Genomic DNA, 25,474 nt, shown 5'->3' with positions numbered 1-25,474 from the left:
TACTAGATCGCCGACGCCTGCACAGCCAACTCTCGGAGTACGTCGTACCGGGCGCGCAGCTCGTCGACCCGCGCGACGTCCTCCGCGACGGGGGTCAGGTGGTCGCCGCCTGGTTCGGGGGAGAGGCCGAGGGCGACGGCGGCGGCGCCGCGGGCGCCGACTTCGGGTTCGGCGCAGACGGTGGTGGGGCGGGCGAAGGTTGCGGTCAGGCAGCGGCGCCACCACTCGGAGGCGTCGATGCCGCCGCCACCGAGGACCACGTCGAGGGGGCGCTCGAAGAGGGCGTCGAGCTGGCGGAGGCCGCGGTCGATCTCGAGCGAGGCGCCTTGCAGGGCGGCCGCGAGCAGGTCGGCGGAGCTGTCGTCGAAGGACAGCCCGAAGTACACCCCGGAGCCGCCCGGCACGTTCGCGGGCGGGCGGGTGCCGGCCATGAACGGGATCGCGATCGCGTGCGTGCCGCCGATCTCGACGCCGAGCGGTTCGTCGGATTCCAGCCGCAGTACGCCGGTCAGCCAGGCGTGCAGGTTTCCGGCCGCGGAGAATGCCATACCGGTCACGGCGCGCTTGTCGTCGACGCGGTACCGCCACAGCTCCCACGGCAGCTCGGGCGCGTTCTCGATCGGGTGCACGACCCGTACGGCGGCCGACGTACCGACCGTCACCGCGGCCGTTCCCGCGTCGTACCCGCCGGTGCCGACGTTGGACGCCGCGCCGTCGCCGGTCGGCGGATGCACTGGTACGCCGACGAGCCCGGGCCAGCGGCGTTCGTACTCCTTGGACAGCCGCCCGGTCCAGCCGGTCGGAACGATCGTCGGCAGCCGGTCCGCGGTCACGCCGGCGACGGCCAGCGCCTCGTCGTCGTACGCGCCGGTCGCGAGGTCCAGCGTCCCGGTCCCGGACGCGACCGACACCGAGGTGACCCGCTCGCCGGTCAGCCGCTCGAGCACCAGGTCGGGCAGGCCGGCGAAGGCGGCGGGCGAGTCGGAGGCGAGCAGCCACGGGATCCGGCGCGTCCAGTACAGCCGGTGCAGCCAGGTCCCGGTGCGGGCGTGGAACGCCTGCTCGTCGAACGACGTCCCGAGGTCGAGGTCCACCGAGCGCGTGTCGGCCCAGGTGATCACCGGGGTGCGCGCCGCCCCCTTGTTGTCGAGAGCAACGATCGAGTGCCACTGCGTGGACAGCACCAACGACCCGATGCCGTCCAGGTGCCCGTTCTGCTGGAGCTCGTCCAGGCAGCCGAGCAGCCCCTCGACGTACTCGTGCAGGTCGAGCGTCGCGGAGCCGTCGTGCCCGTACGTCGGGGAGATCTTGTGCCGGGCCAGTGCGCCGGGGATCGGGGACGCGTCGGACTCGTCCAGCACGAGCGCTCGCGCGGACGACGTACCAAGGTCCAGAGCGAGGATCCGCCCGTCAGTCTTCGTCATGCAGTGCCTTCAGGAAGGTTTGGGCCCAGACGTTCACGTCATGCGCGGCGAGGTGCTTGCGCATGGCCTTCATCCGGCGGCCGAGCTGTCGTTCGTCGGTGTTCATCGCGTCGACGATGGTGTCCTTCATCCCGTTGATGTCGTGCGGGTTCACCAGGAAAGCTTGCCGGAACTCGTCCGCCGCGCCCGCGAACTCGCTCAGTACGAGCGCGCCGGTGTCGTCGTACCGGGTGGATACGTATTCCTTCGCGACCAGGTTCATGCCGTCCCGCAGCGGCGTCACCACCGCGACGTCGGCGGCCCGGAGCAGCGCGGCCATCTCGGTCCGCGAGTACGTCGTGTGCAGGTAGTTGATCGCCGGCGTACCGATCCGGCCGTGCTCGCCGTTGATCCGGCCGACCAGCAGCTCGATCTCGTCGCGCAGCACCCGGTACTGCTCGACCCGCTCCCGGGACGGCGTCGCGACCTGGATGAAGACCGCGTCGTCGACCGAGACGCGCTTCTCGTCGAGCAGCTCGCCGAACGCCCGCAGCCGCTGCCGGATGCCCTTGGTGTAGTCGAGCCGGTCGACCCCGAGCAGGATGTGCTCCGGGTTGCCGACCTCCTGGCGCATCTCGGCCGCCCGGGCGGTGGTCTCCGGCTGCCGGGCCAGGCTCTCCAGCTCGTTCACGTCGATCGAGATCGGGAACGCCTTCGCCCGCACGATCCGGTCGTCCGGCAGGTGGATCCGGTCGCCGCGGGTCCGCAGGCCCATCCGGTTCCGGGCCAGCCGGGCGAAGTTCGACGCCGCGCCGGGACGCTGGAACCCGACCAGGTCGGCGCCCATCAGCCCGTCCAGGATCTGCCGCCGCCACGGCATCTGCGCGAACAGCTCGGTCGGCGGGAACGGGATGTGCAGGAAGAACCCGATCCGTACGTCGGGCCGCAGCCGCCGGAGCATCGCCGGGACCAGCTGCAGCTGGTAGTCGTGCACCCAGACGTCGGCGTTGTCGTCGGCGGCCTCCGCGGCGGCCTCGGCGAACCGGCGGTTCACCGCGACGTACGACTCCCACCACTCGCGGTGGAACTCCGGCGCCACGATCACGTCGTGGTACAGCGGCCAGAGCGTCGCGTTGGAGAAGCCCTCGTAGTACAGCTGGACGTCCTCGGCGCTCAGCATCACCGGGACCAGGTGCATGCCGTCGTTGTCGAACGGGTCGAGCTTCTCGTCGGCGCTGCCGGTCCAGCCGATCCAGGCGCCGTGGTGGTTCTGCATCACCGGTGCCAGCGCGGTCACCAGCCCGCCGGGGCTGCGCCGCCACGCCGTACTGCCGTCGGGCATCTCGATCCGGTCGACCGGCAGCCGGTTGGCCACCACAACGAAGGAACTCCTACCGTTCGGCATCTTCAGCGTCATCCACTCAGGTCGTCGTCGTCACCGGGGTAGCGGACCCCGATCTGGCTCCGGGTCTCGTCGAGCAGGTCGAGAATCTCGAGGGTGGCGGCATGGGGCAGGACCGGTACCTCGACCAGTCCGGCGCGCAGCGCTGCGATCACTGCGCTCGCTTCGTAGTGGTACCCACGGCCATGCGTGGGTACGTCGATCCGCTCCGCTCCGGAAGCGGTCGTACGCACGTAGTACTCGGGGTGGTGGAACCGGTGCGGCAGTTGCAGGTTCCCTTCCGGGCCGCTGATCGCCGCGACCCACGGGTTCTGCGACCGTAGCCCGCAGGTGAGGGCGGCGACCGCGCCGGAGTCGTACCGCCAGGCCATCGCGACGTTCAGGTCGACGCCGTCGTCGTTGAGCGAGCCGACTGCCTTCACCTCCGCCGGGCGGCCCAACGCCATGTGCGCGAAGGTCATCGGGTAGATGCCGCCGTCCATCAGCGAGCCTCCCCCGAGCGCGGGGTCGAGCAGGCGAACCGGCAATGAAGCTTTGTGGAACGCGAAGTCCGCGGTCACCTGCTGGGGTTCACCGATCACGCCGCTCGCGAGATCCTTGAACAGCGCTTGAATCACCGGATCGGTGCGCATCCACATCGCCTCGGCGAACAAGGTGTCGTGCTCGTGGGCGACCGCGACCAGGTCCCGCGCCTGCTCGGCGGTGAGCGTGACAGGCTTTTCGCACAGTACGGCGATGCCGGCCTGCAGGGCGGTCCGGGCGATCGGGTAGTGCTGCGGGTGCGGCGTACCGATGTAGATCACGTCGACCTCGCCGGAGTCGATCAGCCGGCGGTAGTCGTCGTACGCGTGCGGGATGCCGAACTCGGCGGCGAACTTGTCCGCGCTCTGCTGCGAACGGGACGCGACCGCGGTGACGGCCGCGTCGTCCGGCAGCAGCCCCAGGTCCTGCGTGAACTGGGTCGAAATGTTGCCGGTCGCAACGATTCCCCACCTGACGCGATCTATACCCACTGTCTGAACTCCGGGGTCGGGAACGGTCCGTCTGCTGCGATTCTCGCGGTTTCGAAGGCGTGCGCCAAGCGAATGAGCGTGAACTCACTCCGCGCCGTACCGCTGATCGTCAGTCCGACCGGCAGCCCGGACACCATCCCGGACGGCACGGACAGCAGCGGGTAGCCGGCCAGCGCGGCGTGCGACGACGAACTGCCCATCACGTGGTCGCCGTTCACCAGGTCGATCGTCCAGGCCGGCTGGTACGACGGACTCACCAGCGCGTCGAGCTGGTTGTCGCGGAGCAGGTTGTCGATCCCGTCCCGCCCGGCCCGCAGCGCGGTCAGCCGGGCGGCGACGTACACCGGGGAGTCGAGCCCGTCCGTCCCGGCGGCACGCTCGAACAGCTCCTGCCCGAACCACTGCAGTTCCTGGTCGGCGTGCTTGTTGTTGAACGCGATCAGGTCGTCCAGGTCGCGCGGGCCGCCAGGAGCGCGGGTGGCGAGGTACGCCGCCAGGTCGCCCTTCAGCTCGTGCGCGAGGATGTGCAGCTGGTCCTCGTCACCGCCCGGCGTCGGCAACGACAGATGGTCGACCAGCGTCGCCCCGCACCGGCTGAGCAGCTCCAGCGCCCGCTCGGTGACCTCGTCGAGGCCCTTCGAATACCCCCACAGCGGACCCCGCGGTACGCCGATGCGCACGTCGCTGAGGTCGGTACCGCGGCAGGCCTCGGTGTAGTCGAGCTGACCACCGGCCATCACCGTCAGCAGCGCGGCGGTCTGCTCGACGGTCCGGGTCATCGGCCCGGCGGTGTCCTGCGAGTGCGAGATCGGGACGATGCCCTGCTGCGGGATCAGGCCGACCGTGGGCTTCAGGCCGACCACGCCGTTCAGGGCGGCCGGGCAGACGATCGAGCCGCTGGTCTCGGTGCCGAGCGCGTACTCCGCCAGTCCCGCCGCGAGCGCCGCGCCCGAACCGGACGAGGAGCCGCCGGGGGAGCGGTTCAACGCGTACGGGTTCCGGGTCAGGCCGCCGTAGGCGCTCCAGCCGGACGAGGACGCCGCGCCGCGGAAGTTCGCCCATTCACTCAGGTTGGTCTTGGCCAGGATCACGCAACCGGCCTCGCGCAACCGGCGTACGACGGGTGCGTCCTGCGGCGGGGGCGGCTGCTCGGCGAGCGCCAGCGAACCGGCCGTGGTCGGCAGGTCCGCGGTGTCGATGTTGTCCTTGACCAGCACCGGTACGCCGTGCAGCGGGCCGCGGACCCGCCCCTCGTCACGTTCGGTGTCGAGTCGGGCGGCCTCGGTGAGCGCGGCGGGGTTCGGCGTGCAGATGGCGTTGACCGAAGGGTCCACATCCCCGATCCGCCCCTGCAGCTCCGCCACCAGCGCCACGCTGGAATGGGTTGAGCTCACGCTCAAGATCCTGCCAGAGTTGAACGGGTCCGGCTGCCTCGTCAGCGACACGCTTCGTGTCGGTCGTCGGTGAATGACATTGCTGTTGTTCAACACGTACAGTGGCAGGCGGACGGACGATCACCGACCGCACAGGAGTCAGCAGCAGATGGACAGCGCCAACGCCAGCTCTCCCGGCCCCGCCGAAGCTGCGCCGCCGGTCGTCGCCGGGATTTCTGAGCGGGACGGCCAGATCCTCGCCTTCGAGCGGCACTGGTGGAAGTACGCCGGTGCCAAGGAGCAGGCGATCCGCGACCAGTTCCAGATGTCCGCGACCCGGTACTACCAGGTCCTGAACGCGCTCATCGACCGGCCCGAGGCCCTCGCGCACGACCCGCTGCTGGTCAAGCGCCTACGCCGCCTCCGCGCCGCCCGCCAGCGCGCCCGCTCCGCACGCCGCCTGGGCATCGAGGTCTGACACATGTTCCGCCGCCTGAGGGCGTGCCCTACTGCCCCACGCCGTCGGGGCGAGCAGGGGCAGGTGCTCTCGTCGCTCGTCGCGGTCGCCGCCGTGGTCGCGATCGTCGCCGGGCTGCTGGTGCTGTTCGGCACCCGCGGCAACGACAGCAAGGCCGACGAGAAGCCGGCCGCCGCGAGTACGCCGGAGAAGAAGCCGACGACCGGGCCGTCGACGGTCGGGGCGAGCATCCCGCGCCCGTCGGAGAAGACAACCCAGCCGCCGGCCACGACCGAACCGCCGAAGACGACTGAGCCACCGACGACCACCGCGCCGCCTGAGACGACCACGACGCAGCCGACCCAGCCGCCGCGACCCACCCAGCCGGTGACCATCCCGGCCGAGGAACGGCCGGCGATCGAGGTGTACAACAACACCCCGCGCAAGGGTCTCGCCGACTCGGTCGCGAACCGCGCCCGCGCCGCGGGCTGGACCGTCTCCGGCTCGCCGGACAACTGGCACGGCAAGGTCGCCGAGAGCACCGTGTACTACCCACCGGGCATGCTCGCCGCCGCCAACCAGCTCGCCCACGACCTCGGCATCGGCCGGTCCAAGGGCGCGCTGGACAACATGAAGAAGGACCGCCTGACCGTGATCCTGACCTCGGACTACGTGGGTTGATGGCGGGATGAATGCTCCGGTCATCAAGACCGATGCCGGCCACCAGGGCTGGGAGGCGATCGCCTCCGACCCGGCCTCCGCGGTGATCGCGACCGACTTCGACGGTGTCCTGTCGCCGCTGGTCGAGGACCCGGCCCGCTCCCGCCCGGTCGAGGGCGCGCTGGACGCGCTGGCCCGGCTGGCGCGGTCCGTGAAGCAGGTCGCGATCGTCACCGGCCGGCCCGCCCTGGTCGCCACCGAACTGTCCGGCGTCAGCGGCCACCCCGGCCTCGGGCACCTCGTCGTACTCGGCCACTACGGCCTCGAGCGGTGGGACGCCGCCACCGGCAAGGTGACCAGCGCACCGGTGCCCGCGGGCGTGGCGACGGCCCGCGACCGGTTGCCCGGGCTGCTCCGCGACGCCGGCGTACCGGACGCGTTCGTGGAGGACAAGGACAGCTCGCTCGCCGTACACACCCGCCGGCTGGAGGATCCCGCCGGGGCGTTCGACGTACTGCGTGGGCCGTTGACCGCGCTCGCCGAGGAGACCGAGCTGCGGCTGGAGCCCGGCAACCTGGTCCTCGAACTGCGGCCGCCGGGGATCGACAAGGGTGTCGCCATCGGCAGCCTGCTCGAGTCCACCGGCGCCCGGTCGATCCTGTACGCCGGGGACGACCTGGGCGACCTGGCCGCGTACCGCGCGATCCAGGCGCGGCGTGCCGGCGGGCTCCCCGCCGTACTGCTCGCCACCCGGTCCTCGAACGCGACCGAGCTGATCGACGCCGCGGACATCGTGGTCGACGACCCGAGCGGCGTGGTGACCGTCCTCACGGCCCTTTCGGACGCGATCGCAGCCCGCTGAACGCCTGCGTCACGGTCCGCCCGAGTGGCTGGACCGGACGCTCGACGTACCCGCCGTCCTTCAGGTTCGCGAGCCGCTCGAACGGGTTCCGGGACGCCGGGTCGCCGGTGAGCAAGAACGAGACGACGACGCCGACGACGTACAACGGCAGCATCGGCAGCCCGAGCAGACAGAAGTACTGCCACGAGTGCCGCTCCTCGTGCCGGACCAGCGCCGCGTCCTCGAAGTACGACCGGTCGTGCTTGCTCAGAACCACGTTCCCGATCGTGAACGCCCCCGCCACCGGGAACCCCAGCCGATACCCATTCGCAAAGAACAACCCCCGCGGCCCCCGACTGAACCGCGCCCGCCCAACCACCCCTACCACCGCCCCCGCCAGCGTCGACAGATTGACGAAGTTACCGACAAGCTTCACCCACTGCCAGGCGGTCATGTCGCTCAGTATCGAGCCGGATGTCCCGATGTCGCAATTCTTAGGACACGGAAGATACGATGTCCTAAGAATCAAGACATTGAGACATCGGAGCCTGATGACGATCTTCGGCACGCCGGAACCAGATCTCGAGGACCAACAGGTCCTCGAGCAGATCCACGCGTACCGCTCCGAGCTCACCGACGTCCTCCGGGTGCCGCGGCGCTGGGTCGGTGGACTCAGGCGGAGCATGCTGGCCCGGGCGATCCAGGGCTCGAACAGCATCGAGGGGTACGACGTCAAGCTCGACGACGCCGCCGCTGCTCTCGACGACGAGGAAGCGTTGAGCGCCGACGACCGCACGTTCGCGGAGATCCGTGGCTACCGGCAGGCGCTCGGCTACGTCCTGGCGATGGCGAAGGATCCCGACTTCCGGCTGGACGTGTCCGCCGTCCGCGGCATGCACTTCATGATGCTCGGTCACGATCTGTCGAAGAGCCCGGGCAGCTATCGGCAAGGTGTGGTCTACGTCCACGACGAGGCCAGCGGCCAGAACGTGTACGAAGGGCCGCCTGCTGAGGACGTGCCGGGTCTGGTGTCCGAGTTGACCGACAGCCTGATGGCCGCCGATGTCGTGGACCCGCTGGTACAGGCCGCGATGGCGCACCTCAACCTGGTGATGATCCATCCGTTCCGCGACGGGAACGGCCGGATGGCGCGGGCGTTGCAGACGCTCGTGCTGTCTTGTGGCGGTATCGGCGAGCCGGCGTTCTCGAGCATCGAGGAGTGGCTGGGCAGCAACACCGAGGAGTACTACGCCGTGCTCGCGGCGACAGGCGCCGGTGCCTGGCATCCGGAGCGGTCGGCCGGGCTGTGGGTGAAGTTCAACCTGCGGGCGCATCACATCCAGGCGCAGACGGTTCGGCGGCGCTATCGCGAAGCCGGGAAGCTCTGGCAGCTGTTCGACGAGGTGATCGACGAGTTCGACTTGCCGGAGCGGGTAGCGAACGAACTGTTCGATGCCTCCCTCGGGTTCCGGATGCGCCGCTCCACGTATGTGCGTCGGGCCGGGATCGAAGAGCGGACAGCATCGCGTGACTTGGCGAAGCTCACAGAACTCCAACTCTTGCAGGCTGTCGGAGAGACCAAAGGGCGGCATTACGTAATGGGCGGTCGCCTGACGCTGATCGTGCAAGCAGCGTTGGCAAACCGGGAGCCGTTGGTCGATCCTTACCCGTGGATGCGCGGGCGATTGGCGGCGGCGCCCAGACCGGCGCGGTAGTTGTCGGTGGGGTGGGTAAGACTTGGTGGGTGAGTTCGGTGGTGCGGGTCTGGCGTCCGGGGCGGGTGGTGGATCCGCATTCGGTGATCGGTGGGTTGCGGAAGGGGCCCGGTGATCCGGCGTACGTGTTCGATCCGGGGCGGCGGACGGTGTGGCGGGCGACGCGGACGCCGGAGGGGCCGGTGCTACTGCGGTTGACGCCGTACGCCGGGACCGTCGAGGCGGAGGCGTGGGGACCGGGGGCGGCGTGGGCGCTGGACGGCGTACCGGAGCTGCTGGGGGAGCGGGACAGCTGGGACGGGTTCGAGCCGCTGCCGGAGCACCGGGCGCTGGTGGACGCGGCGCGGCGGTTCCCGCACGTCCGGGTGCCGCGGTCGCGGGCGGTGTTCGAGGCGATGGCGGCGGCCGGGATCGAGCAGGTGGTGACCGGCAAGGAGGCGTTCCGCGCGTGGCGGTTGCTGCTGCGTGAGTACGGCGAGCCCGCGCCGGGGCCTCGCGAGCAGGGCAACCGGGTGCTGATGGTGCCGCCGTCGCCGGAGGAGTGGCGGCTGATCCCGTCGTGGCAGTACCTGCGGGCAGGCGTCGAGGGCCGGCGGTCGCGGGTGGTGCTGACCGCGGCGTCGCGGGCGTCGGCGCTGGAGCGCACACTCGAGCTGACCGACGGGGCCGAGGTCGAGCGGCGGCTGCGGTCGCTGCCGGGGGTGGGCGTGTGGACGGCGGCCGAAGTACGGCAGCGGGCGCACGGCGACGCGGACGCGTTCTCGTTCGCGGACTACCACGTGTCCCGGAACGTCTCGTACGCGCTGATCGGCGAGGAACTGGACGACGACGGCTGCGCCGAACTCATCGAGCCGTACCGCGGCCACCGCTTCCGCGTCCAACGCCTCCTCGAACTCGCCGGCCTAGGTCACCCCCGCTTCGGCCCCCGCAAGTCCCTCCCCACCCACACCCCCGGCGCAACCCACCGTCTCTAACCGACCCACCCCACCTGCCACCCCACCCGCCGGCCTCCGCCAACCTCGGCTTCGGGCCCGCAAGTCCCTCCCGACCCACCCCTGACGCAATCCACCGGCGCTAAGGGCCACCCCACTCGCCACCCCCACTCGCCGGCCCCGCCATCTCCGCTTCGGCCCCCGTAAGTCCCTCCCCATCCATCCCTGGCGCAACCCACCGGCGCTAACCAGACCGCCCAGCCGCCGTCCCCCCGCGCCGACCCGTTCCGCTGCGCGTCGGTGTGCGGCCCGAGCGACGCCGGCAAGTCCGTCCTCGCGGCGGTCGCGGCCCGGCTGCAGGACTCGTTGACCTACCGCCGCGCCTCCCGCCGCGCGCCTCCCGCCCGCGCCTCCCGCCGCGCGCCTCCCGGCCGCGCCTCTCGCCGCGCGTTCCGCCGCGCCTCCCACCTCGCCTCCCACCTCGCCTCCGGGCGCGCCTCTCAGGCCACCTCCTGCCTCGCCTCCCGTCCTCGGCGGACGGTTGGTGGGTGGTTCACGTTCGCCCAGGCCATCACAATCGGCGCGGGAGGCGCCGCGCCCCGCTCGGTGGTCGCTCGGCGGGGGAATTGTGATGGCCTGCAGGTCCGGTCCGGGGTGAGATCGCGCGTCTCGAATGGTGGGATCACAAGACACAATATGGACCCGATTGGGTAATCTCGGGGGAGCTCATCCAGAGGGACTGAGGGAAACGGCCCGTTGACGTCCCGGCAACCCTCCCCGTGGAGCCCCCGTCCGGGAGCGATCGCGAGGGAACGGTGCCAAATCCGTCCCGTGCCGAGATCCGGTTCCGGGGAAGATGAGAGGGGAAACCTCACTCATGAGCCTGACCGCCGCCGGTACCCACACCCTCCGTGAAGGTGCCTTTGGCAACGGTACGCACCTCAGCTGTCGCGCCTGCGGCGCGAAGTCCCCGCTGGGCCCGTTCTACGCCTGTATGGAGTGCTTCGGTCCGCTGGAGGTCGGGTACGAGTACCCGACCATCACCCGCGAGCAGATCGAGGCCGGCCCGAAGAATATCTGGCGCTACCAGCCGCTGCTCCCCGTCCCCGTCGACGTGGCGAGCTTCCCGAACACCGAGCCCGGCTACACCCGGCTCGTCGACGCGCAGAACCTGGCCCGCGAGCTCGGCCTGCGCAAGCTGTGGGTGAAGGACGACTCCGGCAACCCGACGCACTCCTTCAAGGACCGCGTCGTGGCCAGCGCCCTGAGCGCGACCCGTGAGCTCGGCATGAAGGTCTTCGCCTGCCCCTCCACCGGCAACCTCGCGAACGCCGTCGCCGCGGCCGCCGCCCGGGCCGGCATCCGCTCCGTGGTCTTCATCCCGAAGGACCTCGAGCGGCCCAAGATCATCACCACCGCCGTGTACGGCGGCACGCTGGTCGCCGTCGACGGCAACTACGACGACGTGAACAAGCTCGCCTCCGAGATCGCCGGCGAGGAGGAGGGCTGGGCGTTCGTCAACGTCAACGTCCGCCCGTACTACTCCGAAGGCTCCAAGACGCTCGCCTTCGAGATCGCCGAGCAGCTCGGCTGGCGGCTGCCGCAGCAGATCGTGATCCCGGTCGCGTCCGGCTCCCAGCTGACCAAGATCGACAAGGGCTTCACCGAGCTCGGCAAGCTCGGGCTGGTCGACGCCACGGACTACAAGGTGTACGGCGCGCAGGCGACCGGGTGCTCCCCGGTGGCGCAGGCGTTCCGCGACGGCCACGACGTGGTGAAGCCGGTGAAGCCGGACACCATCGCGAAGTCGCTGGCGATCGGGAACCCGGCGGACGGTCCGTACGTGCTGGACGTGGCCCGCCGTACCGGCGGCGCGATCGAGGACGTCAGCGACGAAGAGGTCGTCGAGGGCATCCAGCTGCTGGCCCGGACCGAGGGCATCTTCGCCGAGACCGCGGGCGGGGTGACGGTCGCAACGCTGAAGAAGCTGATCGCCACCGGCCAGCTCGACCCCGAGGCCGAGACGGTGATCATCAACTCCGGCGACGGGCTGAAGACGCTTGACGCCGTGGCCGACCGGGTCGGCCCCAAGGTGACCATTCCCGCGTCGTACGACGCCTTCGTGAAGGCAGGCCTGCAGTGAGTGTGAGTGTGCGCGTCCCGACCATCCTGCGGCCCTACACCCAGGGCGCCTCCGAGGTCTCCGCCGAGGGCGGCACACTGACCGAGGTGCTCGACTCGCTCGACACGTCGTACCCCGGCATCAAGGGCCGCGTCCTCGACGAGTCCGGCGAGCTGCGCCGCTTCGTGAACGTGTATGTCGACGATGACGACGTACGGTTCGCCGAGGGTCTGCAGACCGCGATCAAGGACGGCGGCCAGGTCTCCATCATCCCGGCGGTCGCGGGCGGTTGCTGAATTAGTCTGCTCGCATGCGAGCGGTTGTGGTGTCGGAGTACGGCGTACTGCCTGAGGTTCGGGAGGTGCCGGAGCCTCCGGTCGAGGCGGGCTCGGTCGTCTTGAAGGTTGAGGCGACCGGGTTGTGCCGGAGTGACTGGCATGGGTGGATGGGGCACGACTCGGACATTGTGTTGCCGCATGTGCCTGGGCATGAGCTGGCGGGGACGATCGCGGCGGTCGGGGCCGGGGTGTCCGGGTGGGCGGTCGGGGATCGGGTGACTACGCCGTTCATCTGTGCGTGCGGGACGTGTGAGCAGTGCCTCGAGGGCAACCAGCAGGTGTGTCCGAATCAGCTGCAGCCGGGGTTCAACTACTGGGGGTCGTTCGCCGAGTACGTCGCCGTGCCGTACGCCGAGGTGAACCTGGTCCGGCTCCCCGACGACATGGACTTCGCCACCGCCGCGGGCCTCGGCTGCCGGTTCGCGACGTCGTTCCGCGCCGTCCATCAGGTGGCTCAGGTAACCGCCGGCGAACACGTAGCCGTGTTCGGGTGCGGCGGTGTGGGCCTGTCCGCGGTCATGATCGCCGCCGCCCTGGGCGCCGAGGTCACCGCGATCGACACCAACCCCGACGCGCTGGCCCTGGCCCGCACGTACGGCGCCACCCACACTCTCCAACCCCCTGCAGAACCCGCGGCGCCCGCCGCCGGGCCGACCACCGTCGTCGCCCAACTCCGCGAACTCGGCCGCCCGCACGTCACCATCGACGCGCTGGGTTCCAGCGACATCGTCCAGCAAGCCCTGCAGTCCCTCCGCCCCCGAGGCCGCCACGTCCAGATCGGCCTCCTCCCCGCCGGCGTGAACCTCGACGTGGCCCGCCTGATCGGCCAGGAACTCTCCTGGCTCGGCAGCCACGGCATGCCCGCCCACGCCTACCCCGAAATGCTCAACCTAGTTGCCACCGGCAACCTGAACCCCCGCCAACTCATCACCCGCACCATCACCCTCGAAGAAACCCCCTCCGCCCTCGCAGCCCTCACCACCGGCACCCCCGCCGGCGTCACCGTCATCACCCCGTAGCTCTGGACCGCCGCAGCACGGACGTGCGACGTTCGGCTCCTCGCCCGAGGTGGCGACGGACCCGATGCCGACCCAGCTCACGGATATCTGCTACGCCACCCAGGACGACATCGACCGACCTCCTTCATCCCGGAGGCGACGTCCGCGTCGACCGCTCTTCACCGCATTGGTCGGAGGCGACGTCACCACGCACCGCGGCCAGCTCCGCGCGGTCGGCCCGATCGCACACGTCGCGGCCGACGCGCCGCCGTTCCTCATCGTGCACGGGACCGCCGACGAGACGGTCCCGTACGCGCACGCCGAGAGGCTCCACCGCGCGCTGGTGGACGTCGGCGCCTCCTCACGCTGCTGCCGATCGTCGGCGGTTTCCCCTGATTTGCGGAATGTTTTAGGCGCTGGGCGCACATTTGTTTCCGCCGAGCGTAGTTACAGGCGGATCAGGTAGACGGTGGGTGGGCGGCCGGTGCGGCCGTGTTGTTGGGTGCCGGTGGGGGCGGCCAGGCCGGCGCGTTCGAGGCGTTTGAGGACTCGGCGGGCGGTGCGGAGCTGGACGGCCAGGTGGTCGGCGACGTCTTGGGTGGTGAGGCCGTCGGGGAGGGTGGCGGTCAGTTCTCGCATGCGGGCGAGGGTTTGGGTGTTGAGGCCGACGCGGCGGGCCAGCAGCGGGAGGCTTTCGGTGCCGCGGACGGTGGCGGGCTGGTCGCCGGTGGGTTCGATGACGATCTCGACGTCGTCGGACATCGACACGACGCCCGCGACGGTGCCGATCGACGCGGCGCGGCCGACGGCGCGGCGGGCCAGGGCCTCGGCCTCGGCGGCGGTGCGGCCGATGCCGAACCCGACGTACGCCGTGCTGTGCCGCGCGGCCAGGTGATCCAGCAGCGGCATCCGGGAGAACTGTTCGGTCGCCTGCTCGAGCAGGCCGCGGGTGGTGACGACGAGGTGCCGGCCGTCGGGGAGGGCGGCGAGGCTGCCGCCGAGCGTGATCAGGTCGGCGGCGAGCGCGTCGTCCGGCTCCGGGAGGTCGATGACCCCGAGCGCGACCTGCGCGTCGCCGACGTGCTGCCCGGTGGTCGTCAGTACGAGCGCCTGCAGCGTCGAGCGGATCGAGTACCGCGACGGGGCGAGCCGGACCGAGGGCATCTCGTTCTCGATCAGGTGGAACGCCGACCCGAGGCAGCTGATCGCGACCTTCGTGTCGTGCTTGGCCCGCGCGTTCCGGTGGAACTCGACGATGTCGTCCGAGGTCAGCCCGGGCCGGTACGGCAGCACGTGGATCCGGTCCGTCGGCAGCTTCGCCTCGATCAGCGTCTCCAGTACTTCGGAACGCCGGAGCGTGTCGATCGAGAACTGCGTGACGTTGTGCCCGAGCCGGAGCAGTTCGACCAGTGCCCGGAGCAGCGTCGCGCCGTCGTACGAGACGTACATCGCCGGCCGGTCGACCGCGCCGGCCGCGGTGGCGATCGTGTACGGGACGACCCCGGTGAACAGGAACGCGTCGACGTCGCCGTGCGCCTGCCGGACCAGGTCGACCGCCTCGGTCTCGTGCCGGTACGCCAGCGGGACGAGCGTCGTACCGCTCGGCGCGCCGACCGCCGTCACCCGCTGGACCAGATCCTCAGGCCCGACGACCCCGACACTGATCCCCACGGCAGCCTCCCACGACTTCTGGCCTGGCCCTCAAGTACCGCTCTGGTCGCAGAATAGCGCAGCGAGGTCCGAGATCTTGACGTTCGGCCGGACCTCTCCTAGTTTCGGTCAATACCACAATTGTCGCGCGAGGACGGGTGTGGTGGAGCGAAGGAGGGAGCGCGCCACCTCACTGCCCCTGCAACTCCTGCAGGCAGCGGATCACCAGTTCACGCTCGCCCGGCGGGAGCGCCGGCCCGTACGGATCGTGCGCGGCCGCGGCCGGTACCAGCCCCTCCCACTCGGCCGCCCAGAGCATCCGCTGCACGTACCCCTCGATCGGCGCGTAGAACGTCGCCGCCGCGAACCGGTCCAGCCGGTCCGACGCGGCCAGGAACTCCGCGTGCTTGCCGTCGGTCCAGGCCCGCAGTACGGCGGCCGAAAGCTCGACCTGCGCGGACGCGATCCCGACCAGCGCGGTGTCGGCGCCCCACATGAACGAGGGGCCGTACATCCGGTCCTCGCCGGTGATCAGCAGCTTCCCGGTGCCGCGGCCGGCCCAGATCGCGTCCTGGCAGCCGATCGCCCGGTCCAGCGTCGCGGTCTTCACGCCGAGCATCGCGTCCAGCGACAGCAGGTCCCGGATCAGGTCCGGTGAGTACGGGTACCCGCCGGCCTCGCCGTGCAGGTAGAACCCGACCAGCGGCAGCCCGCTCTCCGCCGCCACCCGCTCGTGCAGCGCGACTGCCTGCGCGTGCCCGTCCGGCACCTCGTTGAACCCGGCCAGCGGATACACCATCACCGCGTCGGCCCCGCCCGCCGCCGCGGCCCGCGCCATCTCCACGGTCGCGTCCGCCGCCTCCTGCAGGGAGTGCGCCTCGGCCGACTTCGGTACGCCGACCCCCGCCACGATCGGTACGTCGGTAGCGGCCCGCCACGTCTCCAGTACCTTGACCCGGTCGCCGGGCGACAGGTACAGCCCGCGGCCGGTGTGCGCCCAGACCGCGACCCCGCCGACCGCGTGCCTCGTCAGCGTCACGGCGTACGCGGACAAGGCGTCGTACGCGACGACCCCGTCGGTGTCCATCGGCGTGACGACCGCGGGGAGGAGGGTGCCGCGGAGCCGTTCTACGAGCGGATGCATCAGATGACCTCTCACACGTCGTGGCCGAGACCGGGGCGCTTGGGTACGTCGATCCAGCCGTCGCAGTCGGCGAACACGGTCGGGGCCAGCGGGTCCTCGTCGACCATCAGCGGCCCCACCAGGTCGGCCGCGACGGTGGCGCCCGGCACGGCGGCGGCCAGGTGGACGGCGGCCAGCGTGGCGACGCCCAGCTCCGGCATCGAGCCTACCTTCACCGCGAGCCCGGCCGCCTCGGCGACCGCGGCGATCTGCAGCGCGCGGTGCAGGCCGCCGACCTTCAGGATCTTGATGTTCAGTACGTCGGCAGCGCCGCGGCGGGCGATCTCCAGCGCGTCGTGCAGCGAGTGCATGCTCTCGTCGACCATCACCCGGACGTCGAGGCGGTCGCGGAGCCGGACCAGCCCGGCGAGGTCCCAGCGGGGGAGCGGCTGCTCGAGGAGCGTGAGGCCGGCGGCGCTCATCTTCGCGAGGTACGGGAGCGCGGTGGTCGCGTCGTACCCCTCGTTGGCGTCCAGGCAGAGCTCGGCGTCGGCGGGGATCGCGGCCCGGACCGCGCGGATCAGCTCGAGGTCCTTCGCCGGGTCGTGGCCGCCCTTGACCTTCAGGTGCCGGAACCCGCGGCCGGCGTACTCCGCGGCCTCGGCGGCCATCTCGTCGAGCGTGCCGAGGCCGACCACCCAGGTGGTCTGCACGCGGTCCCGGACGCTGCCGCCGAGCAGGGCGTGCACGGGCCAGCCGCTCAGCCGGCCGGCGAGGTCGAACAGCGCGATGTCGAGGCCGGACTTGGCGACCTGCTGGCCGCGCAGTACGCCGTCCATCACGACGTGCGCGCCGGCCCGGTCGAGCGGGTCGCGGCCGACCAGCGCCGGCGCCAGGTGCTCCTCGATCGCGGCCTGGACCCCGGCCAGCGTCTCACCGGTGTACGCCGTCATCGGGGACGTCTCGCCGATCCCGACCGCGCCGTCCGCGGTGTGCACCTCGACGACCAGGCTGATCAGCTCGTTGCTGACCCCGCTGCTGATCTGGAACGGGCGCCGGTAGCGGGCGCTCACCACCCGGGTCTTGATCGCACTGATGGGTGCGGTTTCGGCCGGCTCTCCTGCAAGACTCATAACCGGCTCCTAGCGTTCTGGGCGGAAAGCATTTACGGTCAAGACCGTAAATACCCTAAGCGCTCCCTGTCAACGGCGGAAGGTGGCACCCCTGATGCGGCTGGGTCTGTATCTGAACCTCTACGGCACCCCGGACGAGCGGCCCCGGTTGGCCGACGCCGTCGAGCAGGCGAAGCTCGCCGAGGAGGCCGGGTTCGAATGGGTGGTGCTCGGCGAACGGCACCTGCACCGGCCCGGATACCACGAGATCCTCACGTCGATGACCTGGCTGGCCGCCCACACCTCGCGGATCGGGATCGCGACGGCGGGCATCGTAGCGCCGCTGTACGACCCGGTCGTGCTGGCCGAGACGCTGGCGCACATCGACGTACTGTCGGGCGGCCGGCTGACGGCGGGGTTCGTGCTCGGGTACCGGCCGGAGGAGTTCGCGCTGTACGGCGTACGGCAGGCGGAGCGGGTCGCGCGGTTCGAGGAAGGGCTGGAGATCCTGACCCGGCTGTGGACGTCTTCCGAGGTCACGTACGACGGGAAGTTCACGTCGATCGCCGAGGCGTACCTGTCGCCCCGGCCGGTGCAGTCACCGCGGCCGCGGATCTGGAACGGCGGGCGAGTGTCCGCCGTACTGGAACGGACGGCGCGGATGTGCGACGGGTGGACGACATCCTTCAACGAACTCGACGCCGACCTGCCGGAGAAGATCGCCGAATACCGGTCGTATCCCCAGGGCCCTACGTCCCTCGGCCACGAGGTGATCCTCTGCCGCGAAGGCTACTGCGCCGACACCTCCCAGCAGGCCCGCACAGCCCTCGAGGAGCCCCTGCGGGACCTGTACGACGCCTACACCGGCTGGAAGCGCACGTCGACCGACGCGGCCCGCTACACCCAAGGCTGGGACGACATCACCGCCCGCAGCCTCATCGGCTCCAAGTCCGAATGCGCCGACCGCCTCGCCCACTACACCGAAATGGGCGCCGACGGCATCATCCTCCGCATCCAGCCCCCCGGCATGACCCAAGCCGACACCCTCAAATCCATCGAAAACTTCGGCAACCTCCTGTAGTAGTCCCCCACGCGTGCTCCGCGGTCACTAGCTTCGTCGCGGTGCTCCTCAGGCGCGTCCGCTCCGCGCGCTCCCACCCGCCGCGGGGCTGGCGCCCGGTCTATTGCCGGCTGCCGCCGGCGAGTTGCGGGCTGCCGCCCGCGGGTGACTGCTCAGCCGGCGTACTACGCGAGGGCGGACGTGGTGACGGGCGAGGTGGCGGCGCGGGGGTGTGGTGTGAGGGGCGTGGACGTGGCGAGTGGGGCTGTTACGCCTTCAGGCCGGACATGGCGATGCTGTCGGTTAGGTAGCGTTGGAGGAGGCCGAAGACGAGGAGGCTGGGGACTACCGTGATGGTGGCGCCGGCCATTACCTGGTTGATGGGGACTGCTTGGCCTTGGAGGGTGGCGAGGCCGACGGTGAGGGTTTGCATCTTGCCGGACTGGCCGATGACGAGCGGCCAGAGGAAGTCGTTCCAGTGCCAGAGGAAGACGAAGATGCCGAGGGTTGCGAGGACCGGGCGGATGAGTGGCAGCACGATCATCGTGAAGATGCGCCACTCGGCGGCGCCGTCGATTTCGGCGGCTTCGAAGAGTTCGTCGGGGAGTTGCATGATGAACTGGCGCATCAGGAAGACCGCCTGCGAGTTCGCCAGCGTGGGCACGATCAGGCCCCAGTAGCTGTCCACCCAGCCCAGTTTCGCGACCAGGATGTACGACGGGATCAGCGTCGCCTGGAACGGCACCATCAGCGTGGCCAGGAACGCCCAGAACATGATCTCCCGGCCGGGGAACTTCTTCTTCGCGAAGGCGTACCCGGCCATCGAGGCGAACAGCAGTACGCACGCCACCGACACCAGCGAGTACAGCAGTGAGTTCACCGTCCAGCGGGGGATGTCCGAGCTGGACAGCACGTCCCGGAAGTTCTGCAGCGTGAAGTGCGCGGGGTTCAGCGCACCCGGGAACGTCTGCCCGCTCGGTGGTGCGAACGCGACCAGCACCATCGCCGCGAACGGCACGATGGTCACGATCGCGGTCAGGGTCAGCAGCGTCGGCAGCGTCAGCCGGGCGGTCGTACGGCGGCCCGTGACGGGAGTGTCGACCACCGGGCGGGCGTCGAGTACTTGCGTCATCTAGTCGTCCCTCCCGACGAGCCGGCGCTGTACGAGCGAGACGATCAGCACGATCAGGAACAGCACCAGACCGATCGCGCTGGCGTAGCCGAAGTCGAAGTACTTGAAACCGCTGTCGTACAGGAAGTACACGATCGAGTAGCTGGCGTGCACGGGGCCGCCGCCGGTCATCACGTACATCGCGTCGAAGACCTGGAACGCGCCGATCGTCTCGATCACCAGGACGAAGAAGAGGACCGGGCGGAGCTGCGGCAGGGTCACGTACCGGAACCGTTGCCAGGTGCTCGCGCCGTCGATCATCGCTGCTTCCAGGTACGACTTCGGGACTGCCTGGAGGCCCGCGAGCAGGATCAGCATCGAGTAGCCGAAGCCCTTCCAGGCGGACGTGACGGCGATCGACGGGAGCACCGTGCTGGATTGGCTGAGGAAGTCGATCGGGCCGATGTGGACGATGCCGAGGATCGAGTTCAGCAGGCCGTCCTGGACGTCGTAGATCCACTTCCAGATGACGGCGGCGAGGACGATGCTCGTCACGTACGGGAGGAAGAAGACGCCGCGGAAGAAGCCGCGGTTCCAGACGACGCGGTGCAGCAGTACGGCGGTGCCGAGCGAGAGCAGGACGGTGAGCGGTACGAAGATCACCGTGTACGTCAGCGTGACGACGAGCGCGTCGCCGAACATGCCGTCGGTGAACAGGCGCTTGTAGTTGTCGAGGGCGATGAAGTCCCACTTGCCGCTGATCCGGTAGTCGGTCAGCGAGAGCAGGAGCGCGCCGATCACCGGCAGGAACCGGAACAGCAGGAACAACACCAGCATCGGCGCAACGAACACCAACCCGACCCACGGCCGCCGGAGCCCGCCGCGAGACGAGCGGGGGATGGAGGCAGGCCCCGCCCGGCCTGCCTCCGAGTTCGTGTCGGTCAACGTTGTCTCGAGAGGAGGTCGTTGGCTTGTTTGGCGGCGTCGTCGAGGGCTTCCTGGGGCTGCTTCTTGCCGGTCAGGACGGCCTGGATGTCGGTGCTCAGGAACGACATGATCTGCCGCGCCGCCGGGTTCGGTTCGCCCGGTACGGCGTACTGCAGGGCGGCGGCGAACTTCGGTGCGTTCGGGTCGGCGAGCTCGGACTTCGCGTCGGTGCGCGGGGAGTAGTACCCGGACGCCTTGGCGAGCCCGTCGAGCTGGGCCGGCTGCATCATGAACGTCAGGAACTTCTTCGCGCCGTCGATGTTCGCCGACGCCGCGTTCACCACCAGACCACCCGGCAGCCCGAGCGCGGCCTGCTTCTCGTCCTTCAGCGGCAGGCCGATCTCGACGTTCGGCGCGCCCCACGTCTTCGCGGCCGTGCCGGCGTCGGCGAGCACCGAGCTGAACGACATCGCGACCTTCCCCTTGCCGAGCGGCGAGTCGGCGATCACGTTGCCCGCGGTGAGTGCGGTCTTCGGGATCGCGTCCTCGTCCCACAGCGTCTTCAGGAACGTGAGCGCCTTCAGACCGGGAGCCTGGTTGAACGTGACGCTCTTGCCGTCGTCGGCGAACACCTTGCCGCCGGCCTGCCAGAGCAGCGGGTAGAAGTTCAGGTTGAGCGTCGCCTCCGGCGAGGCCGAGTAGTCCAGCGTCTGGAACCCGGCGGCCTTCAGCTTCGGCGCCGCGGCCTTGATCTCGTCCCAGGTCTCCGGGGGCTTGGCGATCCCCGCCTTGGCCAGCACGGTCTTGTTGTACATCGTCGTGGTGACCGTGTGGTAGATCGGTGCGCCGTACACCTTGCCCTGCACGGTCAGGCCCGGTACGGCCGACGGCAGGAACTGGTCCTTGAGCGGGTTCACCACGTCGTCGACCGGCTCCAGGTTCCCGTTCACGACGTACTGCGGGATCTGGTCCGGGATCATCGGCAGGACGTCAGGCCCCTTCTTGCCGGAGAACGCGGCCGCGAGCTTCTGGTCGCGGTCGGTCCAGGGCTGCTGCTCGATCTTCAGGTCGATGGTCGAGTTGGCGGCCTCGAAGTCGGTCTCGACCTTCTTCCAGTACGTGTCGTTGGCCGCCTTGTCGGCGATCACCGGGTACATCCACAGCGTGAGGCTCTTCTTGCCCCCGCTGCTGCCGCTGTCACTGCCGCCGCAGGAACTGAGCGCGGCGGCCAGCACGAGCGCCGTAAGTGGTGCCGCGATGCGGCGGACGGTGAGTTTCATCGCACCCCCAGGGTGTCCGGAAGTCAGGGCCGGAACTGCAGGAACCGAATAACGGTCAGGACCGAAAGTAGCCGGGGTGAATTTCGGCTGTCAACGGCTGATATCAATCCGGAACAGCTCCGAGCCGCTGGTCATCAGTAGTTGGTGGTCTCCCCGGACGCCGAGCCGCCGGTGGGCGTGCTCGACGAACAGCGTCGGGACGGACTTCGCCCCGGGCGCGATCCGGTAGATCTTGTTCAGGTCGATACTCACGTACACGGCCTCCGAGGTGGCGACGATGTCGCCGCTGGAGGTCGTCGTGCCGAGCGTGAAGGAGCGCTTCAGCTTGCCGTTGCCCGGGGAGAGCGCGAACACGGTCTTGCCGGCGACACCCCAGAGCAGGCCGTCCGGCCCGATCGTCACCGACGACACCGTCGCCGCACCCGGCACCGGCACGGTTTCCCAGAGCTTCTTCTTCCCCGTCACGTCCCACGCGAACACTGTGCCCGCCGCACGGGTCGGCGGGGTGGTCGTCAGGCCACCGGCGATCGACGTTCCGCCGTACACGATGCCGCACCGCGACGTCAGACCGAAGACGGATTCGTCCTGTACGACGTTCCGGTACTTCTCGGTGGCCCCGGTGCGCGGGTCGTAGATGACCAGCGCGCCGCCGAGCCGGTCGCCGTCCGGCACCGTGCCGACCGCGATCTTGCCGTCCACCTCGGTCAGCGCCCGGGCCCGGGTCTGGAACAGGTCCGGCTTCAGGTTCAGCAGCTGCTTCGGGTTGTCCGGCGTCCCGGGCGGTCCGGGGGAGTACTCCGGGCTGCTCCAGGTCTTCGCCGGGTCGTACGCGTAGAGGCGGGCCTCCGGGTACGCGCCGACGTACACCGTGCCGTCGGACGCCTCCATCAGCGCCTCGACCTGGGAGAACCGGTTGAACTTCGCCTCGCCCGTCGACGGGTTGACGACCGAGACACCGCCGTTGAGGAAGCCGCCGGCGTAGATGCTGTTCTTCCCGCCGGCCACCGACAGGATCTCGATCGGCTCCCGGCGGACCCTGGTCTGGAAGATCTCGGACTTGCCGGTCTGCGGGTTGTACCGGAACTCCTCGCCGCGCCAGAGCGTGCCGACCACGCTGGTTCCGGGGTAGTCGGGCAGGTTCAGGTCGGCGTACCCGATCGAGCGGGCGTTCTGGATCCGGCCGGTGAACGTCAGGCCGGTGCCGGTCAGCGTCTTCGTGGCCGGGTCGTACTTCTTCAGCTCGCTCGACTGGATCAGGTAGATCTCGCCGTTCGCGCCGATCGGCGAGATGTCCAGGCCGTGCTCGTTCGGGATCGTGTCGACCCAGGTCCGGGAGGCGATGTCCCAGACGTACAGCGGGCCGGGGAACGCCGTACTGACCCGGGCGTACATCCGGCCGCCGCGGACGTTCAGGTCGTACACCACCTGGTCCTTCGGGTCGCCCATCCCGGGCGGCGCCGGGATCTCGGTGACCGCGCCGGTGTTCACGTCGACCTCGGAGAAGTACGCGTCCGGCTCGGAGCCCGTGTAGAGCTTGCCGTTCCAGTAGTCGATGCTCTTCACGTACCCCTGGCCGGCCTTGATCGTGCCGTAGTCGCGGACCGCGCCGGTCGCGTGGTCGTACCGGAACACCTTGCCGTGCGGGTACGTCCCGCCGTACACGTTGCCCTGCTCGTCGACGGTGATCCGCAGGATGAACGTCTCGGTGGAGAGCGGCCGGCCGAGGTCCTCGGCGGTGGTCGCGCCGGGCTTCAGCCGGTACAGGTGGCCGTTGTTGTAGGTGCCGGCGTAGATCGTGCCGTCGGGCGCGGCGGCGACCGCGTAGCTGCCGTCGGCGCCGGGCAGCGCCGCGGACAGCAGGCTGTCGCCGGTGGCCGGGTCGATCGCGTTCAGGTACGCCGGGCTGCCGCTGGAGACGTTCCAGATCGCGGTCTTCCCGTTCGGGCCGGGCGCGACCGTGCCGCCGATCAGCAGTACGTCGGACAGCGGGGTGCCGAGTGAGACGACGGTGCCCACGGGTGGGTTGTTCCCCGCCTGCGCCGGGGTAGTCAGGGTGGTGCCGAGCACGGCGACGAGGGCCAGTGCGAGAAGGGAGCGGACTGGTCGCATGCGATTGCCTCCGGGGTGCCGTATTTACGGTCCTGTCCGAAAGTGAAGCCCTCGCGGCGTGACGAAGTCAACGGCTCAGCGGAATTTGCCACTACTGGCAGCGATCCGCCCGGTTACGGCCCCGGCCGTTAGGTCGGCGGGAGCTTGTCGAGCAGCTCCTGGAGCAGCTCGCGGGTGGCGGCGAGGTAGCTGTCGTCGCGCTGCAGCGCCCGCCGGAAGGCGGCCAGTTCGGCCGCCGAGATCGTGTTCGAGAACGTGCTGACCTCGGTCAGGTCGAGGCGCCGGTTGAACAGGTGCGCGGTGTCCCGCCAGCGGTGCAGCATCCGGACCAGTTCGGCGTCCTTGTGCAGGCCGAGCGCGCCGGACACCAGCGCCAGGTCGACCGCGGACACGATCAGCCGCGGGTACACCTGCCGGCTGGTCGGCGCGTCCGGCGAGAACCGCGGGTCGTTCAGCAGCCGCTTGTTCTCGGCCAGCTCGCCCTCGACGGATCGCAGTACCTCGGTACGGCGTTCCGCCTCGGCAGTCATCCGCTCCACGAAGATCCCGGTCAGCCCGGCGACCAGGGTGAGCGAGCTGATCGCCGGGTCCAGCCGGTTGCTGCCCGGCCAGATGACCCCGATCACGCCCAGCGCGAACGCCAGCCCGAGCAGTCCGTACGTGACCGCGCCGATCACGGTCCGCCGATTCATCTGGCCCAGATGTCGTCCGCGAGGCTGTGCCCGGTCTCACCGGCGGCCTCCGGCGCGAGCAGCAGCAGTTCGAGGCCGAACGGGTTCGGGCGGCGGGTGTACCGGAACTGGGACTGGATCGCCTCCACCGGGGTCAGCTTGCACGCCTCGGTGAGCCGCTTCAGCCGGTCCGCGGAGTACTTCCGGGTGGTGTAGAGCCGGATCGTGTCGCCGACCGGCAGCGTCACCTCGGTGTGGTCCGGCAGCTCCATCCGGACCTCGTCGCCGGTGTCGTTCTGCCAGAGGATCTTGACCAGCAGCCCGTCGTCCTCGACCTCGCCGACGAACTTGACCAGGTCGTTGTTGATCTTCAGGTCGGTGTTGTACCGCAGCGCGCTGGTCACGAACTCCGCGAACGCCCGGGTCTGGTGGTACTCGTCCGCGGCCGCGTCGGCCGCCTCCTGGTCGAGCCGCGTCGTACTGGCGACCTCGAGCAGCAGCCGGTCCTGCGGCCGCAGCACCCGGGTCAGGGTGCCGAGCAGTTCCTCGTCGCTCTCGAAGTTCGCCAGCGTGTTGCCGGTCAGCGTGAACAGGATGGGCTCGTCGCCGACCAGCCGGGCCAGCATCTGCGCCAGCTCGTCCATGTTGTCGTCGATCGAGAAGTCCAGCTGCACCGGCAGCACCTGCGAGACCGGGAACCGGGCGCCGCGGACGGGCTCCAGCGTGCCCATCCGCAGCATCTCCGAGCTCATGTCGACCGGGATGTAGTACATGTCCGGGTTGTTCCGGCGCATGTCGCCGAGGATCGTCCGGTCCTTGATGCCGGTGCCGATGCCGAGACTGACGAGGTGGAACCCGCCCCGCTCGACCTGCGGCCGGAGCTTGCGCCAGTGCCTGAGGAACGACTCGGTGCCGACCTTCATGACCAGGTAGAACGGGTCGTTCGTGGCGTTCGCCCAGGCGATCGTCGGGGCGATGCCCCAATAGGAGAAGCCGGACGTGACCCGCTTGCCGTCACCGGTCGCCGAGAAGGGCCCGCGCAGGTCCGCGGTCAGCGTCGCGAGCTTGTCCGCCTGGTCCTCGCCGACCAGCAGCAGCGACCAGGCGAAGTCGTCGTCCGCCAGTGCCTTCTCGAGCTTCCGGATCACGGGTACCGGATCGGCCACGTCTCACCCCT

General features: G+C 69.9%; 24 protein-coding genes and 1 riboswitch. Of the genes, 10 read left to right on the top strand and 14 right to left on the bottom strand.

The features are described 5' to 3' along the window. Positions 1–2: 2 nt before the first annotated feature. From ACQHIV_RS24075 to ACQHIV_RS24060, 4 genes are read right to left on the bottom strand one after another with little or no spacing between them, the layout of a single operon-like run. A complete protein-coding gene (locus ACQHIV_RS24075; RefSeq protein ID WP_427885315.1) occupies positions 3–1,424 on the bottom strand; it encodes an FGGY family carbohydrate kinase in 1,422 nt (473 codons plus the stop codon). Continuing rightward, on the bottom strand, positions 1,411–2,808 hold the full coding sequence (locus ACQHIV_RS24070; RefSeq protein ID WP_427896541.1) for an alpha,alpha-trehalose-phosphate synthase (UDP-forming): 1,398 nt from the start codon (positions 2,806–2,808) through the stop codon (positions 1,411–1,413). Before ACQHIV_RS24070 ends, ACQHIV_RS24075 begins: the two co-directional genes overlap by 14 nt. 8 nt (positions 2,809–2,816) lie before the next feature. Continuing rightward, a complete protein-coding gene (locus tag ACQHIV_RS24065; protein ID WP_427885313.1) occupies positions 2,817–3,818 on the bottom strand; it encodes a Gfo/Idh/MocA family protein in 1,002 nt (333 codons plus the stop codon). Next, entirely contained in the window at positions 3,809–5,212 is a 1,404-nt protein-coding gene (locus ACQHIV_RS24060; protein ID WP_427885312.1) for an amidase, read from the bottom strand. Before ACQHIV_RS24060 ends, ACQHIV_RS24065 begins: the two co-directional genes overlap by 10 nt. 148 nt (positions 5,213–5,360) lie before the next feature. On the opposite strand from ACQHIV_RS24060, the gene ACQHIV_RS24055 reads away from it, so the two are divergent. The 3 genes from ACQHIV_RS24055 (at position 5,361) to otsB (ending at position 7,170) form a co-directional block, all read left to right on the top strand. Next, a complete protein-coding gene (locus tag ACQHIV_RS24055; RefSeq protein ID WP_427885310.1) occupies positions 5,361–5,669 on the top strand; it encodes a DUF3263 domain-containing protein in 309 nt (102 codons plus the stop codon). Positions 5,670–5,732: 63 nt separating this feature from the next. Further along, positions 5,733–6,329: a LytR C-terminal domain-containing protein gene (locus ACQHIV_RS24050; protein ID WP_427885308.1), complete on the top strand. Its 597-nt coding sequence runs from the start codon at positions 5,733–5,735 to the stop codon at positions 6,327–6,329. A gap of 7 nt (positions 6,330–6,336) precedes the next feature. Continuing rightward, positions 6,337–7,170, top strand: a complete 834-nt coding sequence (gene otsB, locus ACQHIV_RS24045; RefSeq protein ID WP_427885306.1) for a trehalose-phosphatase — start codon at positions 6,337–6,339, stop codon at positions 7,168–7,170. Here the strand turns inward: otsB and ACQHIV_RS24040 are convergent. Next, positions 7,136–7,603 (bottom strand): hypothetical protein, encoded by a 468-nt coding sequence (locus tag ACQHIV_RS24040; RefSeq protein WP_427885304.1) that lies wholly within the window; start codon positions 7,601–7,603, stop codon positions 7,136–7,138. The two genes, otsB and ACQHIV_RS24040, sit on opposite strands and share 35 nt — an antisense overlap. A 97-nt stretch (positions 7,604–7,700) precedes the next feature. On the opposite strand from ACQHIV_RS24040, the gene ACQHIV_RS24035 reads away from it, so the two are divergent. The 6 genes from ACQHIV_RS24035 (at position 7,701) to ACQHIV_RS24010 (ending at position 13,720) form a co-directional block, all read left to right on the top strand. Beyond that, on the top strand, positions 7,701–8,864 hold the full coding sequence (locus ACQHIV_RS24035) for a Fic family protein (protein WP_427885302.1): 1,164 nt from the start codon (positions 7,701–7,703) through the stop codon (positions 8,862–8,864). Between the two features lie 29 nt (positions 8,865–8,893). After that, the gene (locus tag ACQHIV_RS24030; protein ID WP_427885300.1) at positions 8,894–9,838 is read left to right on the top strand and encodes a DNA-3-methyladenine glycosylase family protein; all 945 of its coding nucleotides are present in this window, start codon (positions 8,894–8,896) and stop codon (positions 9,836–9,838) included. A gap of 681 nt (positions 9,839–10,519) precedes the next feature. Continuing rightward, a riboswitch (SAM riboswitch) is annotated at positions 10,520–10,659 on the top strand. 14 nt (positions 10,660–10,673) lie between these two features. Then, the gene (thrC, locus tag ACQHIV_RS24025; protein WP_427885298.1) at positions 10,674–11,939 is read left to right on the top strand and encodes a threonine synthase; all 1,266 of its coding nucleotides are present in this window, start codon (positions 10,674–10,676) and stop codon (positions 11,937–11,939) included. Beyond that, positions 11,936–12,214 carry a ubiquitin-like small modifier protein 1 gene (locus ACQHIV_RS24020; protein ID WP_427885296.1) on the top strand — a complete coding sequence of 93 codons (279 nt, stop codon included), beginning with the start codon at positions 11,936–11,938 and terminating at the stop codon, positions 12,212–12,214. Before thrC ends, ACQHIV_RS24020 begins: the two co-directional genes overlap by 4 nt. Before the next feature lie 14 nt (positions 12,215–12,228). After that, a complete protein-coding gene (locus ACQHIV_RS24015; protein ID WP_427885294.1) occupies positions 12,229–13,275 on the top strand; it encodes a zinc-dependent alcohol dehydrogenase family protein in 1,047 nt (348 codons plus the stop codon). A gap of 64 nt (positions 13,276–13,339) precedes the next feature. Next, entirely contained in the window at positions 13,340–13,720 is a 381-nt protein-coding gene (locus tag ACQHIV_RS24010) for a prolyl oligopeptidase family serine peptidase (RefSeq protein ID WP_427885292.1), read from the top strand. Here the strand turns inward: ACQHIV_RS24010 and ACQHIV_RS24005 are convergent. From ACQHIV_RS24005 to ACQHIV_RS23995, 3 genes are all read right to left on the bottom strand, one after another. Further along, the gene (locus ACQHIV_RS24005; protein ID WP_427885290.1) at positions 13,702–14,925 is read right to left on the bottom strand and encodes a hypothetical protein; all 1,224 of its coding nucleotides are present in this window, start codon (positions 14,923–14,925) and stop codon (positions 13,702–13,704) included. The genes ACQHIV_RS24010 and ACQHIV_RS24005 overlap by 19 nt on opposite strands. 169 nt (positions 14,926–15,094) lie before the next feature. Beyond that, entirely contained in the window at positions 15,095–16,048 is a 954-nt protein-coding gene (locus ACQHIV_RS24000) for a dihydrodipicolinate synthase family protein (protein WP_427885288.1), read from the bottom strand. Positions 16,049–16,059: 11 nt separating this feature from the next. Continuing rightward, positions 16,060–17,160, bottom strand: coding sequence for a mandelate racemase/muconate lactonizing enzyme family protein (locus ACQHIV_RS23995; RefSeq protein WP_427885286.1), 1,101 nt, complete (start codon positions 17,158–17,160; stop codon positions 16,060–16,062). Positions 17,161–17,254: 94 nt separating this feature from the next. On the opposite strand from ACQHIV_RS23995, the gene ACQHIV_RS23990 reads away from it, so the two are divergent. Then, positions 17,255–18,220 (top strand): LLM class flavin-dependent oxidoreductase, encoded by a 966-nt coding sequence (locus tag ACQHIV_RS23990; protein WP_427885284.1) that lies wholly within the window; start codon positions 17,255–17,257, stop codon positions 18,218–18,220. Positions 18,221–18,467: 247 nt separating this feature from the next. Here the strand turns inward: ACQHIV_RS23990 and ACQHIV_RS23985 are convergent, their stop codons facing one another. The 6 genes from ACQHIV_RS23985 to ACQHIV_RS23960 all read right to left on the bottom strand — a co-directional run bounded on the left by ACQHIV_RS23985 (position 18,468) and on the right by ACQHIV_RS23960 (position 25,463). Next, positions 18,468–19,331 carry a carbohydrate ABC transporter permease gene (locus ACQHIV_RS23985; protein ID WP_427885282.1) on the bottom strand — a complete coding sequence of 288 codons (864 nt, stop codon included), beginning with the start codon at positions 19,329–19,331 and terminating at the stop codon, positions 18,468–18,470. Beyond that, positions 19,332–20,147, bottom strand: a complete 816-nt coding sequence (locus ACQHIV_RS23980; RefSeq protein WP_427885281.1) for a carbohydrate ABC transporter permease — start codon at positions 20,145–20,147, stop codon at positions 19,332–19,334. A 104-nt stretch (positions 20,148–20,251) separates the two neighbouring features. After that, positions 20,252–21,517: an extracellular solute-binding protein gene (locus ACQHIV_RS23975; RefSeq protein ID WP_427885280.1), complete on the bottom strand. Its 1,266-nt coding sequence runs from the start codon at positions 21,515–21,517 to the stop codon at positions 20,252–20,254. Positions 21,518–21,607: 90 nt separating this feature from the next. Beyond that, on the bottom strand, positions 21,608–23,626 hold the full coding sequence (locus ACQHIV_RS23970; protein WP_427885278.1) for a hypothetical protein: 2,019 nt from the start codon (positions 23,624–23,626) through the stop codon (positions 21,608–21,610). A gap of 128 nt (positions 23,627–23,754) precedes the next feature. After that, a complete protein-coding gene (locus ACQHIV_RS23965) occupies positions 23,755–24,318 on the bottom strand; it encodes a hypothetical protein (RefSeq protein WP_427885276.1) in 564 nt (187 codons plus the stop codon). Then, the gene (locus tag ACQHIV_RS23960) at positions 24,315–25,463 is read right to left on the bottom strand and encodes an L-histidine N(alpha)-methyltransferase (RefSeq protein WP_427885274.1); all 1,149 of its coding nucleotides are present in this window, start codon (positions 25,461–25,463) and stop codon (positions 24,315–24,317) included. Before ACQHIV_RS23960 ends, ACQHIV_RS23965 begins: the two co-directional genes overlap by 4 nt. Between the last annotated feature and the right edge of the window lie 11 nt (positions 25,464–25,474).

It is taken from the genome of Kribbella polygonati (assembly GCF_050320105.1).
Lineage (GTDB): Bacteria > Actinomycetota > Actinomycetes > Propionibacteriales > Kribbellaceae > Kribbella.
The sequence above is the reverse complement of the archived record's forward strand: the minus strand, read 5'-3'. Positions and strand labels throughout refer to the sequence as shown.

Bases quoted from the DNA above. Each gene is read 5' to 3' on its own strand.
- ACQHIV_RS23995 (WP_427885286.1), bottom strand. From the start codon at position 17,160: ATGAGTCTTGCAGGAGAGCCGGCCGAAACCGCACCCATCAGTGCGATC.
- ACQHIV_RS23980 (WP_427885281.1), bottom strand. From the start codon at position 20,147: ATGCTGGTGTTGTTCCTGCTGTTCCGGTTCCTGCCGGTGATCGGCGCG.
- thrC (WP_427885298.1), top strand. From the start codon at position 10,674: ATGAGCCTGACCGCCGCCGGTACCCACACCCTCCGTGAAGGTGCCTTT.
- ACQHIV_RS24040 (WP_427885304.1), bottom strand. From the start codon at position 7,603: ATGACCGCCTGGCAGTGGGTGAAGCTTGTCGGTAACTTCGTCAATCTG.
- ACQHIV_RS23970 (WP_427885278.1), bottom strand. From the start codon at position 23,626: ATGCGACCAGTCCGCTCCCTTCTCGCACTGGCCCTCGTCGCCGTGCTC.
- ACQHIV_RS24015 (WP_427885294.1), top strand. From the start codon at position 12,229: ATGCGAGCGGTTGTGGTGTCGGAGTACGGCGTACTGCCTGAGGTTCGG.
- ACQHIV_RS23965 (WP_427885276.1), bottom strand. From the start codon at position 24,318: ATGAATCGGCGGACCGTGATCGGCGCGGTCACGTACGGACTGCTCGGG.
- ACQHIV_RS23990 (WP_427885284.1), top strand. From the start codon at position 17,255: ATGCGGCTGGGTCTGTATCTGAACCTCTACGGCACCCCGGACGAGCGG.
- ACQHIV_RS24075 (WP_427885315.1), bottom strand. From the start codon at position 1,424: ATGACGAAGACTGACGGGCGGATCCTCGCTCTGGACCTTGGTACGTCG.
- ACQHIV_RS24070 (WP_427896541.1), bottom strand. From the start codon at position 2,808: ATGCCGAACGGTAGGAGTTCCTTCGTTGTGGTGGCCAACCGGCTGCCG.
- ACQHIV_RS24000 (WP_427885288.1), bottom strand. From the start codon at position 16,048: ATGCATCCGCTCGTAGAACGGCTCCGCGGCACCCTCCTCCCCGCGGTC.
- ACQHIV_RS23985 (WP_427885282.1), bottom strand. From the start codon at position 19,331: ATGACGCAAGTACTCGACGCCCGCCCGGTGGTCGACACTCCCGTCACG.
- ACQHIV_RS24035 (WP_427885302.1), top strand. From the start codon at position 7,701: ATGACGATCTTCGGCACGCCGGAACCAGATCTCGAGGACCAACAGGTC.
- ACQHIV_RS23975 (WP_427885280.1), bottom strand. From the start codon at position 21,517: ATGAAACTCACCGTCCGCCGCATCGCGGCACCACTTACGGCGCTCGTG.
- ACQHIV_RS24055 (WP_427885310.1), top strand. From the start codon at position 5,361: ATGGACAGCGCCAACGCCAGCTCTCCCGGCCCCGCCGAAGCTGCGCCG.
- ACQHIV_RS24010 (WP_427885292.1), top strand. From the start codon at position 13,340: ATGCCGACCCAGCTCACGGATATCTGCTACGCCACCCAGGACGACATC.
- otsB (WP_427885306.1), top strand. From the start codon at position 6,337: ATGAATGCTCCGGTCATCAAGACCGATGCCGGCCACCAGGGCTGGGAG.